The organism is Sphingobacterium sp. UBA7038 (genome assembly GCF_002494055.1).
In the GTDB taxonomy this organism is placed as follows: domain Bacteria; phylum Bacteroidota; class Bacteroidia; order Sphingobacteriales; family Sphingobacteriaceae; genus Sphingobacterium; species Sphingobacterium multivorum.
In genome coordinates, this window is the sequence record NZ_DLAV01000015.1 from 164752 (window position 1) to 180762 (window position 16011).

Annotated in this window: 12 protein-coding genes; all 12 read left to right on the plus strand. The window is 39.1% G+C overall.

Features of this window, described 5'->3' with window-relative positions; translation table 11 throughout:
• The first annotated feature begins 52 nt into the window (after window positions 1-52).
• On the plus strand, window positions 53-3274 hold the full coding sequence (locus B3H30_RS09735; RefSeq protein ID WP_115050494.1) for a SusC/RagA family TonB-linked outer membrane protein: 3222 nt from the start codon (window positions 53-55) through the stop codon (window positions 3272-3274).
• A 12-nt stretch (window positions 3275-3286) separates the two neighbouring features.
• The gene (locus B3H30_RS09740) at window positions 3287-4780 is read left to right on the plus strand and encodes a SusD/RagB family nutrient-binding outer membrane lipoprotein (protein WP_115050901.1); all 1494 of its coding nucleotides are present in this window, start codon (window positions 3287-3289) and stop codon (window positions 4778-4780) included.
• Window positions 4780-7242: a phosphocholine-specific phospholipase C gene (locus tag B3H30_RS09745; protein WP_201649494.1), complete on the plus strand. Its 2463-nt coding sequence runs from the start codon at window positions 4780-4782 to the stop codon at window positions 7240-7242. Before B3H30_RS09740 ends, B3H30_RS09745 begins: the two co-directional genes overlap by 1 nt.
• A 146-nt stretch (window positions 7243-7388) precedes the next feature.
• On the plus strand, window positions 7389-8153 hold the full coding sequence (locus tag B3H30_RS09750; protein ID WP_236590862.1) for a response regulator transcription factor: 765 nt from the start codon (window positions 7389-7391) through the stop codon (window positions 8151-8153).
• A 10-nt stretch (window positions 8154-8163) separates the two neighbouring features.
• Entirely contained in the window at window positions 8164-9522 is a 1359-nt protein-coding gene (locus B3H30_RS09755) for a HAMP domain-containing sensor histidine kinase (protein WP_115050496.1), read from the plus strand.
• Window positions 9523-9647: 125 nt separating this feature from the next.
• Window positions 9648-10130 (plus strand): hypothetical protein, encoded by a 483-nt coding sequence (locus tag B3H30_RS09760; RefSeq protein ID WP_115050498.1) that lies wholly within the window; start codon window positions 9648-9650, stop codon window positions 10128-10130.
• A gap of 70 nt (window positions 10131-10200) precedes the next feature.
• Window positions 10201-11202 carry an ABC transporter transmembrane domain-containing protein gene (locus B3H30_RS09765; RefSeq protein ID WP_075993472.1) on the plus strand — a complete coding sequence of 334 codons (1002 nt, stop codon included), beginning with the start codon at window positions 10201-10203 and terminating at the stop codon, window positions 11200-11202.
• Entirely contained in the window at window positions 11192-12553 is a 1362-nt protein-coding gene (locus B3H30_RS09770; RefSeq protein WP_115050500.1) for an HlyD family secretion protein, read from the plus strand. The genes B3H30_RS09765 and B3H30_RS09770 overlap by 11 nt, the downstream gene beginning before the upstream one ends.
• Window positions 12554-12560: 7 nt before the next feature.
• On the plus strand, window positions 12561-13991 hold the full coding sequence (locus tag B3H30_RS09775; protein ID WP_115050502.1) for a TolC family protein: 1431 nt from the start codon (window positions 12561-12563) through the stop codon (window positions 13989-13991).
• Between the two features lie 129 nt (window positions 13992-14120).
• Complete coding sequence (locus tag B3H30_RS09780) at window positions 14121-14639, plus strand: hypothetical protein (RefSeq protein WP_088162274.1); 519 nt, start codon at window positions 14121-14123, stop codon at window positions 14637-14639.
• Between the two features lie 64 nt (window positions 14640-14703).
• Window positions 14704-15126 carry a hypothetical protein gene (locus B3H30_RS09785; RefSeq protein ID WP_167450496.1) on the plus strand — a complete coding sequence of 141 codons (423 nt, stop codon included), beginning with the start codon at window positions 14704-14706 and terminating at the stop codon, window positions 15124-15126.
• The gene (locus B3H30_RS09790) at window positions 15110-15859 is read left to right on the plus strand and encodes a YoaK family protein (RefSeq protein WP_088162273.1); all 750 of its coding nucleotides are present in this window, start codon (window positions 15110-15112) and stop codon (window positions 15857-15859) included. Before B3H30_RS09785 ends, B3H30_RS09790 begins: the two co-directional genes overlap by 17 nt.
• Window positions 15860-16011: the final 152 nt, after the last annotated feature.

Genomic DNA, 16011 nt, shown 5'->3' on the forward strand with positions numbered 1-16011 from the left:
TACTCATCTTCTAGTAATATAGGTTTCATTTTTTTGGGCAAAATTCAAAATAATGAAACCTATTAAACTACCTCAATTTAGGAAAACAGCTCAGGTGACCTTAGCTATTGCATTGCTGAATGCGGCACATGTCGATAGCGTATGGGCAAACTTTGCGAATGAAACTACCAAGCTCGAAATTGCCGATCAAGCTATTATTAAAGGGATTGTTAAGGATCAGGACGGCAAACCTATTGACGGCGGCACGATCATCAATGAAACCAGCAAACAGAGTACGCGTACAGAGTTTAATGGTAAATTCAATCTGAAAGGTCAGGTTGGCGACCAAATCCGTGTTTCTTCTTTAGGATATAAAACAGCTACAATAACTGCTACAGATGGGGATCTTGTGGTGGTTTTGGAAAAGGATGATTCAAAGTTGGATGAGGTTGTTGTCACGGCAATTGGTATCAAGCAACAAAAGAAGCAAATTGGTTACGCTACTCAAGAAGTTAAATTAGACGTACTTAAAGAGTCTAAAACAATGAATATTGGTACAGCGCTAACGGGACAAGTATCTGGTCTTATCGTTAATAATCCAACGGGGATTTTTCAGGCACCATCTTTTCAATTGCGTGGTAAGAGCCCACTTATTGTCGTAGATGGTATTCCTGTAGAATCTGATTTTTACGACATGTCCAGTCAAAACATAGAGAATATCAATGTACTGAAAGGAACAGCCGCTTCATCTTTATATGGATCACGCGGTAAAAATGGCGCGATCTTAATTACAACCAAAAGTGCAAAAAGCGATAGGCTGGAGTTTTCGGTTGGATCCAGTAATATGTTTTCTGCTGGATTTACAGTTTTTCCTGAATCGCAGAAGGAGTTCGGAAGTGGATCCAACGGTAAATATGAGTTTTGGGATGGTGCTGATGGGGGGATTTCAGATGGAGATATGACATGGGGACCCAAATTGAACTCCGGAATAAAGGTGGCACAATGGAACAGTCCGATTCGTGATAAGCAAACTGGTGAAGTGATTCCTTGGTGGGGTGATGTGAGTGGAACCAAGTATAATGATAAGTCACGTTATGAAAGAGTGCCGATTGATTGGGGCGCACATAACAATTTAGAGGATTTCCTTGGAACTGGACTGATTACCGAGAATAATGCGACATTATCGTATCGTTCGGAAAAGGTAAGCATATTTGGAACAGGAAAATATGCCTATCAAAAAGGTCAGGTGCCCAATACAAAGCTTTCTACAGGTGGATTAAATTTGAATACCTCTTACCGTTTTACTCCTGAGGTACAATTAGATCTTAACTTATCCTATAACAAAGTGAAATCTCCAAATTATCCAAGGTATGGATATGGACCTAAAAATCATATGTATACGATTTTGTTGTGGATGGGAAATGATGTAAATGGACAGGAATTAAAGGATCACCTCTATATTCCGGGACAGGAAGGCTATCGTCAAGCAAACTATAACTATGCTTGGTACAACAACCCTTATTTTGCAGCTAATGAGTTGAACCAAGTATACGATCAGGATATTTTGGCCGGGCAGACTGCTTTAACTTGGCGTATTTCACCTGAATTTACCATCAAAGGTCGTGCTGCAGCAAGACAAAAAAATCTATTCCAGGACATGCAGAGTCCTAAGTCTTATATGAATTATGGCGATTCACGGAATGGGGATTATAAAAACTGGGATAGCAAGCAGCTCAATTTTGATGCGGACGTCTTAGCAACCTATATTAAGCAGTTGTCTGATAATTTCGGTGTAACCGTTAATGCGGGATCTTCCACTTTCAAAAGAGATTATCGTGAGCTTTATCAAACTACTGATGGTTTAGTTGTACCATTTGTCTACAACTTAGGCAATACCCAAGGTCCAGTTAAGGCAACAAATACAACAACTGAGAAAATAATCCGAAGTGCTTATGCGTCGGTAAACTTAAATGTGTTTAAGTCGACCTATCTGAATTTTTCAGGAAGAAATGACTGGTCATCCACATTATCAAAGGCAAATCAGTCATTCTTTTATCCATCGGTTTCACTAAGTAGTGTTATCTCCGATTATTTTAAACTGCCAGCGCAAATTGACTTTGTTAAATTGTACAGTTCCTGGGCATCAGTATCTTCTGATCTGGATCCTTATAGCATTGCTGCGACTTATAAAAAAGATGTTACCTATGGTTCGACGCCATCAGTAACCTATCCTGTAGGTATTATTAATCCTGATATCCTTCCGCAGCAGTCCATTTCCTTAGAAATTGGTGCTTCTATGGCTTTCTTTAAAAATAGGCTTTCGGCTGATGTAACGTACTATAATGTTGTTGATAAAAATCAGATCATCGATTTGAGTATTTCCCAAGCATCCGCTTTTACTTCGCGTAAAGTAAATGGAAATAAATACCGTACAAAAGGATTGGAGATTTCTTTGACAGGGAATATAATTAAAAATGAACAATTTTCGTGGACGTCTACTGTTAACTGGTCTCGTGCAATTCAGCGTTTGGAAGAAATTTACAATAACCAAGCGAAATACGGTAATCTTAAAAAAGGCGATCGTGCAGACAGCTATTATGGTACTGTCTGGGAAAAATCGGCTGATGGTAAGGTTATCTTGAATCCGAATACGGGTATGCCGACCAAAAATCCATTTCCACAGTATTTAGGTTACTTTCAACCGGACTGGCAATTTGGTTTTGCAAACCAGTTCAAATTTAAGGGATTTCAGGTAAATCTTGATTTCGACGGATCTATTGGCGGCGTGATGAATTCGACAACCATAGAAAAAATGTGGTGGGGTGGAAAGCATCCTTCTTCGGTCTTATATCGTCAGGAACAATATGATGCTGGAAAACCAGTTTTTGTGCCAGATGGGGTGATCGTAACAGGAGGTGAGCTTACCCGCGACGTGAACGGTAATATTACTTCAGATACCCGAACGTATACAAGTAATACAAAAGCTGTTGATTGGCAGGCTTGGAGCCAAAATTATCCTTACCAGGCCAGAGTTACAGAGTCTGAAAGTAAACTGTTTGCCAATGTATTTGATCGATCATTTGTAAAACTACGTAGACTGTCGGTAGGTTATGATGTCAATAAGGTGTTTAAATTAAAACAGCTTACGGCCTTAAATGCATCACTATTTGGCTATAATTTGGCTATGTGGAAGAAAGTACCTTATATCGATCCTGATTTTGGTGTTGGAAACGATGGAAACTTACAAGATCCTTCCACACGATATATCGGTTTTTCTCTAGATTTTAAGTTTTAATAAAGTAGTACGATGAAGTTATTTAATAAACATATATTTCTTGGATTATTTTCTCTTTCAATCATGACTTCTTGTCAGAAATTGACTGAAGTAAATGTTAATCCAAATGAAGCGACAACAACCCACCCGCAAGCTTTATTGACGAAGGTAGAATGGGATGCTTTTCGGACCTGGCACGGTACCTCACCACTATATGCCTTGAAAATGATTGTGCAAACGGATGGTGAAAATGCGAATCAAATTTATAATTGGCAACGAGGAAGCTTTGAGCAATATGGTAATCTTCGCAATATTACCAAGATGACCGAAGAAGCTGAACGTATTGGCGCTGAAAGTTATTTGGCATTAGCAAAATTTTTCCGTGCGTATTATTTTTATAATCTTACCTTAACGTTTGGTGATGTCCCTTATTCAGAAGCAGCAAAGGGTGAAAATTCGGCAATTTTTGCGCCGAAATACGATACACAGAAAGACGTTTTGGTGGGTGTATTGAAGGAGCTCGAGGAAGCAAGTATTATTCTGAAGAAGAACAATAACACCATAAATGGGGATATTATTTATGGTGGAAATAGTAGCAATTGGAACAAGTTAGTCAATTCATTTCGCCTAAAAGTGCTATTGACACTCTCGAAGAAAACGACTGATCTTCCATTTAGTGCAGCAACAGAATTTTCAAAAATATTTACCAATGAGTCCAGAATCACTGATGTTAGTGGTGCTGAAGATGGGCAACTCATCTTTTTGAATCAAGAGGGTAATCGCTATCCTGAATTTAACTCAAGTGGTTATGGATCGGGAATGTATATGGATTCCACTTTTATCCAACGATTGCAGGACCTGAAAGATCCGCGGTTATTTGCCGTCGCTACACAAACAAGACTGGGTAAAGAAGCGGGTAAAGCGATTAATGACTTTACGGCTTATGAAGGCGGTGATCCGATTGTTCCTTATGCGCAGGTGAATGCAAAAGCTGTATTAGGTAAATTATCGAAAGTCCACGAACGATTTTATCAAGATCCCACAGCTGAGCCATTGGTCTTATTGGGCTGTTCGGAGATGCAGTTTATTTTGGCTGAAGCCATTTTGAAAGGTTGGATAACGGGCGATCTCAATGCAACGTATACCAAAGGGGTACAGGCATCGTTCAAATTTTATGAAAAGTATGCGAAAAATTTAGGAATTTATACAAATGAAGCACAAGCGGCCAAATATCTTGAACAAAATTCGGTAAGTCTTGACGGAGCTAGTTCCAATGAGCAAAAGCTCGAACGTATCTTGATGCAGAAATACCTGCGCTCATTTCACCAGGGGGGATACTCGGCTTATTTTGATCATTTGCGCACAGGATATCCGAGTTTCCGTAAATCTGCGAATGTGAAAACAGCCTATCGCTGGATGTATCCTCAAGATGAGTACAATAATAATACTGCGAATGTATCTGATGCGATCAAATCACAATTTGGCGGAAATGACAATATTAATTTACAGACTTGGTGGTTAAAATAATGGATTCAAGGAGGGTATTTTTAAAAAAAGCAGCCATGCTGGCTGGGAGTACAGTCGCTATAAACTGGCTGCCTGAATCAATACAAAAAGCCTTGGCGATTGAAGCTCCAAAAGGATCAACTTTTTTGGATGCCGAACATGTTGTCTTTTTGATGCAGGAAAACAGATCGTTTGACCATTGTTTTGGAACTTTGAAGGGCGTACGTGGCTTTAACGATCCCCGTGCGATGAAATTACCGAATGGTCTACCTGTATGGATACAAGGAAATAAGGAAGGTGCATATTTTGCACCTTTCCATTTAGATATCGTCAATAGTAAATCGACTTGGATGGGGTCGCTTCCGCATGGCTGGCGTGATATGGTTGCGGCTCGTCATGACGGGAAAATGGATAATTGGTTGGAAGCAAAGAGCTCTGGCAATGCAGAATATAAGGCCATGCCTTTAACAATGGGTTATTATAACCGTGCAGATATTCCTTTTTATTATGCTTTTGCAGATGCATTTACGGTTTGTGACCAGCATTTTTGTTCTTCACTGACGGGAACGAGCGCTAATCGATCGTATTTTTGGACTGGTACAGTGCGCGAAGAACCCCGTAACCCCGAATCTGTTGCGCATGTAGACAATGGTCAGATCAATTACAAGGATGTCAAATGGAAAACCTATCCTGAACGACTGCAAAAAGCAGGGGTCTCGTGGAAAGTTTATCAAAATGAACTAAGTTTACCAGTAGGCTTTAAAGGAGAAGAGGAAGATTGGTTGGCCAATTTTACAGATAACAACCTGGAGTTTCACCAACAGTATGGTGTAAGATATCATTTGGCACATTATCAGTGGATGAAAGAACGGGTAAAAGAGCTGCATAAATTTTTGGAAACAAATCCAAAAGAAGAATTGCTGCACAAAGCCAAAGCGGAATTGGAGGATTTGAAAAGAGATGTCATTCATTATACCCCTGAGAATTTTGAAAAGCTATCCCAGTTCGAAAAAGAGATCCATCACAATGCATTTGTGACTAATCTAGCTGATCCCAACTTTCACAAACTTGATAAATTAAGTTATAAAGAAGGTGGAAAGCGGCAGGAAGTTGAGGTGCCTGCCGGAGATGTTTTTTATCAGTTTAGAAAAGATGTTGAAGATCGCCAATTACCTACAGTGTCGTGGTTAGTGGCACCTTGTCGTTTCTCGGATCATCCGGGCTCACCTTGGTATGGGGCGTGGTACGTATCCGAAGTCCTCGATATATTGACCAAAGACCCTGAGGTTTGGAAAAAGACTATTTTCATCTTAACTTATGACGAAAATGATGGATATTTTGATCATATCGCTCCTTTTGTTCCGCCGTTGAGCACGAACAAAGATCAGGGTGCCGTGTCAGAAATCGACACTTCGAATGAATATGTTACGCTAGAACAGGAGCGAAAAAGGAGAAATAGTAATCATGTAAGTTTTGAAAGTCCTATTGGTTTGGGCTATCGAGTACCAATGGTGATAGCTTCACCCTGGTCTAAGGGTGGTTGGGTCAATTCCGAAGTTTTTGACCACACCTCCTGTCTTCAATTTTTAGAACATTTTTTGGAGAAGAAAACGGGTAAGGTGATACGAGAAGAAAACATCAGTCAATGGCGAAGAATGGTTTGTGGCGACTTAACAACGTCTTTTCGTCCTGTAGATAACATTTCCAAAACAAGGCTTAATCCGGTAGACAGAGACGGGTATGTTGAACGTATATTCTCCGCCAGGAATAAAAAGCTCCCAACAGATTTTGTGAAAATCGACAGCCAAAAACTGGAGGAAATCAAATCGACAGGTCAGTATCATGCAGCTATGCAGATGCAAGAGCAGGGATGGAAGGATGCTTGTGCTTTACCTTATGAATTGCAGCTAAAAGTACAGCATACACCAACGATGCTTTCCATCAGCTCAACCTTGGAAAGAAGGCTCAATACAGCTAAAGCGGGAGCGGGTCTGCCTTATTATGTTATTTCCTATGTGGCGTATGATGGCCATGCGGCGGGTAAAATTTGGAATTTTACGGTACGGGAAGGAGATCAATTAGCGTATGAATGGGAACTCGATAAAATTGTAGGAGAGTACATATCATTTGCATTGCATGGCCCTAATGGTTTCTATCGTACGATTGAAGGCGCAAAGTCACATATTCCAGCTATTGATGTGTATACGAAAGTAGTCGCTGGAAAGCCTATTCTTTGTGTACAATCAGAGTCGCTAAATTGGGATTTACTTCTTAAAGACTGTTCCTATGATCTTTTCCATGCGAAGGCAATGCGCAAGGATGATCCTGCTTTGGTTGAAATCGATTGCAGCAAGAGTGAAGGTTGGTATGATATCGAAATAACGTGTTCCGAAGATCATGCGGTCAAATTCCGTTATGCTGGACATATAGAGACTGGTAAATCAAGTAAGACGGATCCGTTAATGGGTAAAGTAAAATTATAGCTGAACCAATTAAATACTAGGACGAAAGCGCTGTTTCACGATCGATGAACACAGCGCTTTTGCTTTTGCAAAATAGAGCAAGATTCTTTTTGTGTGGATTCGGGCAAAAATGGGATTTGTGTCTCTTGAGTCAAAACGTTATTTTTATGGTTTGGATCGTAGTTCATTACAGAGAACTACACATCATGACGAATATGGAGGAGCAAAAAATTATTTTGGTTGAAGATGAACAGGATGTTGCTGATTTGATCGTACAAGGCTTAGGAGAGGATGGCTATAGGGTCATTCATCTGGGGCGTTCGGAAGGTCTGGAACAGCTTTTGGCGAAGCAAGATGTCTCTCTTGTGCTATTGGACATTCTTTTGCCGGGAACCAATGGCCTGGATATTTGTAAGCAGATCAGACAGTGGGGGTATACCGATTTACCTGTTATGATGCTGACTGCACTTGGTACTCCAGAAAATGTGGTGCTCGGACTCGATAATGGTGCCGATGACTATCTTTCCAAGCCCTTTAAGCTCATTGAATTGAAGGCTCGGATACGTTCATTGATCCGCAGGCAACAGTCTATCGTACAGGCAACACAACGTGAGTTACAGCCCTCGAAAGACACATTTAGTTATGGTTTTCTGAGTATCGATGATTATAAAAAAATAGCCTACTGTTCGGGGCAGGAACTCAATCTGACAAGTACAGAGTATCGTTTACTCTTGTTGTTTATTCAGAGCCCCAAAAAGGTATTTGAGAGAACGGAGCTTTTGGACAAAATATGGGGGATAAATTTCGATATTGGATCAAATGTCGTCGATGTTTATGTGAATTATTTGAGAAAAAAGATTGAAAAAATAACAAGCAAAAAAGCGATCCATACGGTTATTGGTATGGGATATGTTCTAAAAATAGAAGACTGAATATTTAAAAATGCACAATTATAATCGAAAGCTTATTTATCTCATTGCAATTCTGGTCATTTATGTGAGTTGTTTTGTTGGCTTTATTTTTTATTCCGTTACGAATTTTGCTTTTACAGATTTTTATAAACGGCTGGATCTGCGGCGAAATATTGCTGCGGAAAAATTTCTGAATAGTAAATCCGCCTCCCAGGCCGATCAGTGGAGCCTTGATTTTATAGAAAATCTCAATAATCAGCATGAATTTTTAGTTGAATTTGATAGCAATGGTACTATTTTAAGAAGCCAGGGATTTCATCAAGAACTATGGGATAAAATCAATAAAAAGGGAAGCTCAAATTTCAAGTCGGGTAATCAATTCTATTCAACGAAATATTTTTCGCAAAATGGTCGAAAGTATATTGTAGGCGCTTCCGCTGAAAATTACTTTTATACACACCATTTGGCCTACCTTCGTAATCTGCTTATTATAAGTCTGATTTTGGGGATTCTCTTTATATTCGTTGTTTCGGTTTTTATGAAACGTTCGTTCTTAAAGCCAATATTAACCATGATGAAAGAGGTGCAAGAGATTGGTTCGGAAAATCTCTATAAGCGATTGGATGAGGATAAATATAAAGGTGAGCTTCATGGTCTGTCACTCACATTTAATCGGATGTTGACGCGCTTAGAAACTTCTTTCGAAACACAAAAGAACTTTATCAGCAATGCATCACATGAGTTAAATACGCCATTGACATCCATCATAGGACAGGCCGATCTTGCTTTATCCAAAGAACGAACAACAGCGGAGTACCAACGAACATTATTTAAGATCATTGAGTCGGCAGAGCATTTGGAAAAGAAAACAAAAGCACTTTTACTGTTGGCGCGTACAGGTTTTGTGAATAATGCGACCGCATTTAGCCCCGTTCGTATTGATCAGATCGTGATGGACGCCGAGTTGACTGTAAAGGCCATCAATGATAAATTTAAGATTATCACAGATTTCAGCCTTTTACCAGATGATAGTATGCGACTTAAGGTGAATGGAAATGCAATTTTGTTACAGCTTGCGCTATCTAATATTATCAGTAATGCCTGTAAGTATTCATCCGATAGAACCGCTTATATTGCTTTAGGAGCATTGGACAATAAAGTGTTTATTTTAATAAAAGACAAAGGTATCGGAATACCCTCCCGCGAATTGGATCATATCTACGATCCTTATTTTAGAGCGTCCAACACGAGCGGCATTGATGGTTATGGTATTGGACTTCCTTTGGCCAGAAATATTATTAAGTTGCATGGTGGCACATTGAAGGTCAATTCTGTTGTGAGTGAAGGCACTACGGTAGAAATTGAACTACCCACTTACCTTCGGTTTTAATGTGGTTTTAATTTCAACTACATTTCTAATCTCATTTTAATCCTGTTGCTCGCTTTCTAATGGAAAGCTAATTTTAGATTCATTCCGTTGCCATATGTGCGTTTTAACTTTGCTAAAAAAAAAGCATGGCTAAAACAACGCGTATATTAATACCTAGTGATTTTACAGTTGACTCACTCCGTTTTGTGCGTCAAAGTATTGAAGAGTCAGTGGCTGATTCTATCGATATTATCCTTGTGTATGGCAATAAAAGCAGCACTTCTGCGAGTGAATTACTCGGAATTGGATTGGAAGATCAATTGGAAACACTTCAATCTGAATCTTTTTTAAAAGCCTGTAGCGGAATCTATCAGCGCTATAAAAACCGTAAGCTCAGTATTTTTGCAGATATTTTGGGTACCGATAACAGTCATTATTTGCAGCATTACCTCAAAGGACAGTCTGTAAATGAGGTCATCATACCACGTGATTATACCTATAAAAAGAAAACACGCAATTTTTTTAATGTCGCTAGTGCACTCCGTAAAGTCGAGAGTCAAATTCCTTCTACAATTTCATTTAAGGAACAACCAGGTATCAGAAACAGAGAGATCGGACTAATTGAATGATCGATCGGAGTTTTTACCATTGTTTTTAGCTGAAATTCATCATTTATAACTTATCTTCTATCTATTTCTTATGGGGCATATACAAGGCGGACCATCACCTTTGCAACGGTTGGCTAGCTTATTACATACTGAACGGAAAACGATCAATTATATATTTATTTATGCCATCGTCATCGGTATTTTTAGTTTGACTATTCCAATAGGGATAACAGCTATCTTTAATTTTTTAAGCAATGGAGCGATGTATAGCTCTACCTATATCTTAATTGCTTTTGTGTTATTTGGCGTGATTGTGGGCGGGGTATTATTGATCGGACAATTGACCTTAGTCGAGTATTTAGAGCAGAAAATCTTTCTAAAATCGGCGGTTGAATTTTCTTATCGCCTGCCGAGAATTAAACCTAAAGAGTTACTTGGAAAAAATCTTGTGGAGTTGGTCAACCGATTTTTTGATGTTATCATTATCCAAAAGGGAATTATCAAACTTTTGATCGATATCATCGCTGCAGTGGTGACAATTTTCTTTAGTGTGGTCTTATTATCATTTTATCATCCTGCATTTCTGGCCTTTGGCCTTATTGTCATTTTTTCTGTTATTACGATACTTGTTTTATACTATAAAAGAGGGTTGAAAACAAGTATTGAAGAGTCTGAATACAAATATGAGACGGTAGCCTATTTGGAAGCTGTTGCCGGACAAATTGACCATTATCGTGCTGATGAGACGAAAATGAACGAAGTGACAAAAACAACAGATTATATTGTCAGTAAGTATTTAGGGGCGAGGAACGATCATTTTAAGGTTTTAAAGCGCTTTTTTATTGGTTCTGTCCTACTTCGCACCCTGTTGTTTGGAGCGATGCTCTTGCTTGGATCTTATTTTGTTGTTGAGCGGCAAATGACTTTTGGTCAATTTGTTGCTGCTGAAGTTGTCATCGTTCAAATTGGTTATGCCATTGAAAAACTGATGACAAATTTGAATACGATTTTTGATATGCTTACTGGAGTTGTCAAATTGGCGGCTGTAACGGATCTTGCGTTGGAGGAGGACGCTGCGGTTTATGTTGATTAATAAGGATCGTTCGAGTCAGAAAACGCTCTCATGGAGAGATCTTTCCGATGATGCAGTTGGCAAGTTATTGAAAGAGCGGGGATCCCTAGTCTTGGGGCGAATTCTTGTGTTTTCTGGGATTGTTTTTGTACTAGCACTTTTTCTCCCATGGAGGCAGACAATTCCTGGAGTAGGAACGGTTACTGCTTTACGTCCACAAGATAGACCACAGACTATCCAAAATCAGATTGGTGGCCGCATTGAATATTGGGCCGTTACCGAAGGGCAGGAAGTGAAGAAAGGTGATACGATTTTAGTGCTTTCGGAGACTTCTCAATCTTATTTTGATCCCATGTTACCATTGCGATTAGAAGAGCAATTGAATGCCAAACAAAGCGGAGAAGATGCTGCTAATCAAAAAATGAAAGCCACTGAAGCACAGATTGAAGCATTGAAAAATGGGCTTGATTTCCAGCTTGCGTCAGCTAAAAATAAGGTGATTCAAGCTCAAAATCTGGTAAAAATAGATAGCGCAGAATTGGTCGCTGTCATGAGCTTTTTTGAGACCAGCGAAAAGCGGCTCAAACGGTACGAAGAGGGCTATCGTGACGGTTTATTTTCCTTAACAGATATTGAAACAAGGCGCTTAAATCTGCAAAATGATCGAGCTAAAGTTGTAAGTGCAGATAACAAGTTGTCGAATTCAAGACAATCATTAACGAATGCCAGTATCGAATTAAACAATATCCGTGCAAAGTACAATGAATCATTGGCGAAAGCGCAGTCCGATTTAAGTTCCGCCTTTTCCTCCAAAGCCTCAGTACAAGGGGATATCGCCAAACTGAGAAATGAGATATCCAATATTGATGTACGACGTGGGTTATATGTCGTGAGGGCGCCACAAGATGGTTTTATTGTAAAAACCTTTAAGGCAGGAATTGGTGAAAATATGAAGGAGGGTGAGTCCGTTGCGACATTACAGCCTAAAAAACCACAGCTTGCCGTAGAACTTTATGTAAACGCAATGGATGTCCCACTGATTGAGCCGGAAAGTGATGTAAGGCTACAATTTGATGGCTGGCCATCGATCCAATTTTCCGGATGGCCGTCTGTCGCGGTCGGTACCTTTGCTGGAAAAGTTTCAGTCATCGATAAAGTGAGTAGTACGAATGGCCGATTTAGGATTTTGATACGTGCAACAGTTCCTGTTCCGGAAGGAGATGAACCCTGGCCTGTTCAGTTAAATCAGGGCTCAGGTGCTTATGGAAGGGTTATTTTAAATAAAGTCCCATTATGGTATGAGATATGGCGACAGTTGAATGGCTTTCCGCCGAGTTTGGAAAGAGAACCAAAAGAAAGTGAGAAAAAGTAATTGTTATATGAATAAATTGAATTTTATTTTTATCGTGTTGTGCTTTTTTTTCTCTCCTCATCTTTCGGCTCAGGAAAAGGAGTATGGAGCAAGGAATACTTTTACCGTGGATGACATGGAAGAGCTTTTAATGGCCAATCATCCAATCGTTAAACAAGTGAATCTGCTGAGTGAAACTGCAAAAGCCCAGGTAACACAGGCTTTAGGGAAGTTTGATCCGACGTTAAATTCCAGTTTTAAAAATAAGCATTTTGGCAATACGGATTATTATAATCAGTGGAATAGTGAGCTAAAAATTCCTCTTTGGTTAGCTGGCGCAGATCTGAAAATTGCTTATGATCGAAATGTTGGTGATTATACAAACCCGCAATCCCGAACAAATAATGCAGGGCTTTCCGCAATCGGTTTAAGTATTCCATTGGGGCAAGGTTTAATCGTCGATAGCAGAAGAAATACGCTGCAGCAGGCAAAGGCTATGATCAGCTACCTCGAAGGCGAAAAGATAAAACAAATAAATGCCATTTGGTTTCAGGCACTTTCAGATTATTGGAATTGGTATTTTGCCTATCAGCAGTATCAGCTTTTATTGGAGGGTGTAAAATTGGCTGATCAACGGTTTAAAGCAATCAGTGAGCAGACGACGCTGGGAGATAAACCTGTAATTGATTCCATCGAAGCTTCGGTCGTTGTAAAAGAACGGCGGATAGAACTTTCAAAGTATGAAGTTGAACTTAAAAACGCGAAAATTGTATTGTCCAATCATCTGTGGAATGATCAACAATTTCCAGTAGAACTTCCCGATCATGCCATACCGCATAAGCTCGAAGATCTTGTTATTTTGCCAGATAATAGTGTGATCGAGGCGCTACTTGATTCGGCAAAAATTGCTCATCCCGAAATGATAAAGTTGGCGAGTAAAAATCAACAACTTCTATTTGAGGAACGTTATCGAAAAGAAATGCTTAAACCTAAATTCAATGTGTCAGGCACGCTCATTTCTAGCCGTCACGGTTTTAATGACTTTGTACCGCCGCAGTATGATTTTAATTGGCAGAATTATAAAGTAGGTTTTGAATTTGCATTTCCACTTTTTATTCGCGCCGAACGTGGGAAGCTCAAAGAGGTCCGGATTAAGCAAGATCAGCTACGATTTGAACAAGCTGTGACCGAGAGAAATATTTACAATGAAGTCGTTAAAAAATATAATGATTTAAATGCTTACAGTAAACAGATTGAACTTCAATCGATCAATATAAGTAATCAGGAACTGCTTCTTAGGGGGGAATTAAATAAGTTTGAACTGGGTGAATCAACCTTGTTTGTTGTTAATAGTAGGGAAAACAAGCTGATCGAAATGCGGATCAAGCAAGAGAAGCTGGTTACGGACTACAGAAAGGCACTAGCGGAATTATATTACAAAGCCGGAACTAAATTTTAATCCCATTTTAATCTGCATCTTTTTTTTAATCTCATTTTAATATCGGTCTTAAAATTCTAATAGAAAGTTAATTCCAGATTCATTCGGTTGCCATGATGACCTATTAATTTTGTATAAAAATAATTGGATATGGCAAAGGCAATGCGTGTATTGATTCCAAGTGATTTTACGATTGATTCACTTTTTTTTGTGATTCATAGTATAGAGCAATCGAAAGCCGAAGAACTTGATATCATTCTTGTCTATGGTAATAAGAGCAGTACATCGATCAGCGAACTATTGGGAATCACATTGGATGACCAACTCAGTAATCTTCAATCGGAGGACTTTTTGAAGGCCTGCCAGATGATCTGTCATCGTTATGAAAATCGTAAGCTAAATATCTATACAGATATCATCGGCTCTGACAATCTCAATTATTTACAACATTATTTGCGCGGAGCTCGGATTGATGAAGTCAAAGTTCCCACAGATTATGAATTTGAAAGAAGAACACGGCATTTTTTCGACGTCGGACAGGCTTTGCTTCACTTGAGTAAAAGTAAACAGAAGAATGTCTCGATTGTCGCAAGACCTGGGACAAACAGAACAGGAGGAAATGTCTTGGCGGATTTATTTTTTAACAAGAAATGGGATGTTAACTATTAAGAGAAAAATATTAGCAAGGTTCAACTTCGTCTTGTTGTCTTTTTTGCTTTTAGGAGCTAGTTCAATGGTTATGTTTTATGAAAACCCCGAGCGGCTTTTAGAAGGAGAGTGGGAAGAGCAAGGTTGGTACTTTGAGAAAGTGGAGAAGTCTCCAACGTTCAAAAAACAGGCGGTTATCCATGAGGGAATAAAAGATGCTGCAATCGCTCACCTTCCACCCTTGCAGGATGGATTATGGCATTTTGAAAAAATGGGTGACAAAAATTTTATTGCCCATCATGAGGACAAACAATACAATTGGTTTTTGAAGGGACGAGGCCATATCCTTGAGCTTCGGAAAAATGATGAGCTTATAGAGAGCTTTGTCATACAAAAATTGAATAAAAACCAATTGATACTGCATCTTAACTTGGATATGCAGACGAAAGGAATCGCACGAATTGTGCTGAAAAAAGGAGGAAAGGAAAAATATGCTAAGAAAATATAGCAATCATAGAACGATTCAAGATAATATCAAATTAGGGGGAATAACTGCATTCTCTGCGGGAATGGTCAATGTCGCATCTGTCATTGTCTTTTTCTCGTTTACATCCAATGTAACAGGTTATTATGCGGTTTTTGCGCAAGAGATTGCGAAAGGAAATTGGTATCAAGGTGCAGTAGTGCTATTTTGGATTTTACTTTTTCTAGTCGGGAGTATGCTTTCGAATCTTATCATCATTCATGGTAAAGGACGTTTTAGCTCCTATCTGACACATTCCATTCCTTTGGCATTGGAAATACTGAGTATATTATTTGTCGGGATATATCTTGATGTATTTTATGAAGATTCTTTGAAAGAAACAGAGATACTTGTCGGTGCATTGCTGTTTGCAATGGGATTGCAAAATGGTTTAACAGCGAGCATATCGAATTCTGTTGTGAAAACGACACACTTGACAGGGCTAACGACAGATTTAGCAATATTGATTTCGATGTTCACTAAGGAGTCGAACCGAAGCAATAAGACATTGGTCGACAAATTCCATTTACTGCTGAGTATCGTGGGAGCCTATGTCATGGGAGGGCTTGTGAGCGGTATTTCATTCACCTATTTATCGAATAAGACATTTTACGTGGTTTGTTTTGTTCTTTTAATCATTGGTTTGTACGACCATTACAAATTGTATCTATTGAAAAAGCAATTTGTGAATCGTCATCGTCAGCCAGTGGCAGCTTAGTTGACCGAGAAAGTTCTTGGTTAACTAAGCTAAAGGGCAAATATTTTTTAATCGCATTTCAAAAAATGCGATTTTTTTTGTCTGAAAAATGCTTATCTTCAACCTCGGTTATCACGCTCTACCAATGCGCATGAAAGACTACTTAATCAATT

What these genes read in the sequence shown, in the direction of transcription:
- B3H30_RS09735 (WP_115050494.1), top strand. Translation starts at nt 53, where the DNA reads ATGAAACCTATTAAACTACCTCAATTTAGGAAAACAGCTCAGGTGACC.
- B3H30_RS09740 (WP_115050901.1), top strand. Translation starts at nt 3,287, where the DNA reads ATGAAGTTATTTAATAAACATATATTTCTTGGATTATTTTCTCTTTCA.
- B3H30_RS09745 (WP_201649494.1), top strand. Translation starts at nt 4,780, where the DNA reads ATGGATTCAAGGAGGGTATTTTTAAAAAAAGCAGCCATGCTGGCTGGG.
- B3H30_RS09750 (WP_236590862.1), top strand. Translation starts at nt 7,389, where the DNA reads ATGGTTTGGATCGTAGTTCATTACAGAGAACTACACATCATGACGAAT.
- B3H30_RS09755 (WP_115050496.1), top strand. Translation starts at nt 8,164, where the DNA reads ATGCACAATTATAATCGAAAGCTTATTTATCTCATTGCAATTCTGGTC.
- B3H30_RS09760 (WP_115050498.1), top strand. Translation starts at nt 9,648, where the DNA reads ATGGCTAAAACAACGCGTATATTAATACCTAGTGATTTTACAGTTGAC.
- B3H30_RS09765 (WP_075993472.1), top strand. Translation starts at nt 10,201, where the DNA reads ATGGGGCATATACAAGGCGGACCATCACCTTTGCAACGGTTGGCTAGC.
- B3H30_RS09770 (WP_115050500.1), top strand. Translation starts at nt 11,192, where the DNA reads ATGTTGATTAATAAGGATCGTTCGAGTCAGAAAACGCTCTCATGGAGA.
- B3H30_RS09775 (WP_115050502.1), top strand. Translation starts at nt 12,561, where the DNA reads ATGAATAAATTGAATTTTATTTTTATCGTGTTGTGCTTTTTTTTCTCT.
- B3H30_RS09780 (WP_088162274.1), top strand. Translation starts at nt 14,121, where the DNA reads ATGGCAAAGGCAATGCGTGTATTGATTCCAAGTGATTTTACGATTGAT.
- B3H30_RS09785 (WP_167450496.1), top strand. Translation starts at nt 14,704, where the DNA reads ATGGTTATGTTTTATGAAAACCCCGAGCGGCTTTTAGAAGGAGAGTGG.
- B3H30_RS09790 (WP_088162273.1), top strand. Translation starts at nt 15,110, where the DNA reads ATGCTAAGAAAATATAGCAATCATAGAACGATTCAAGATAATATCAAA.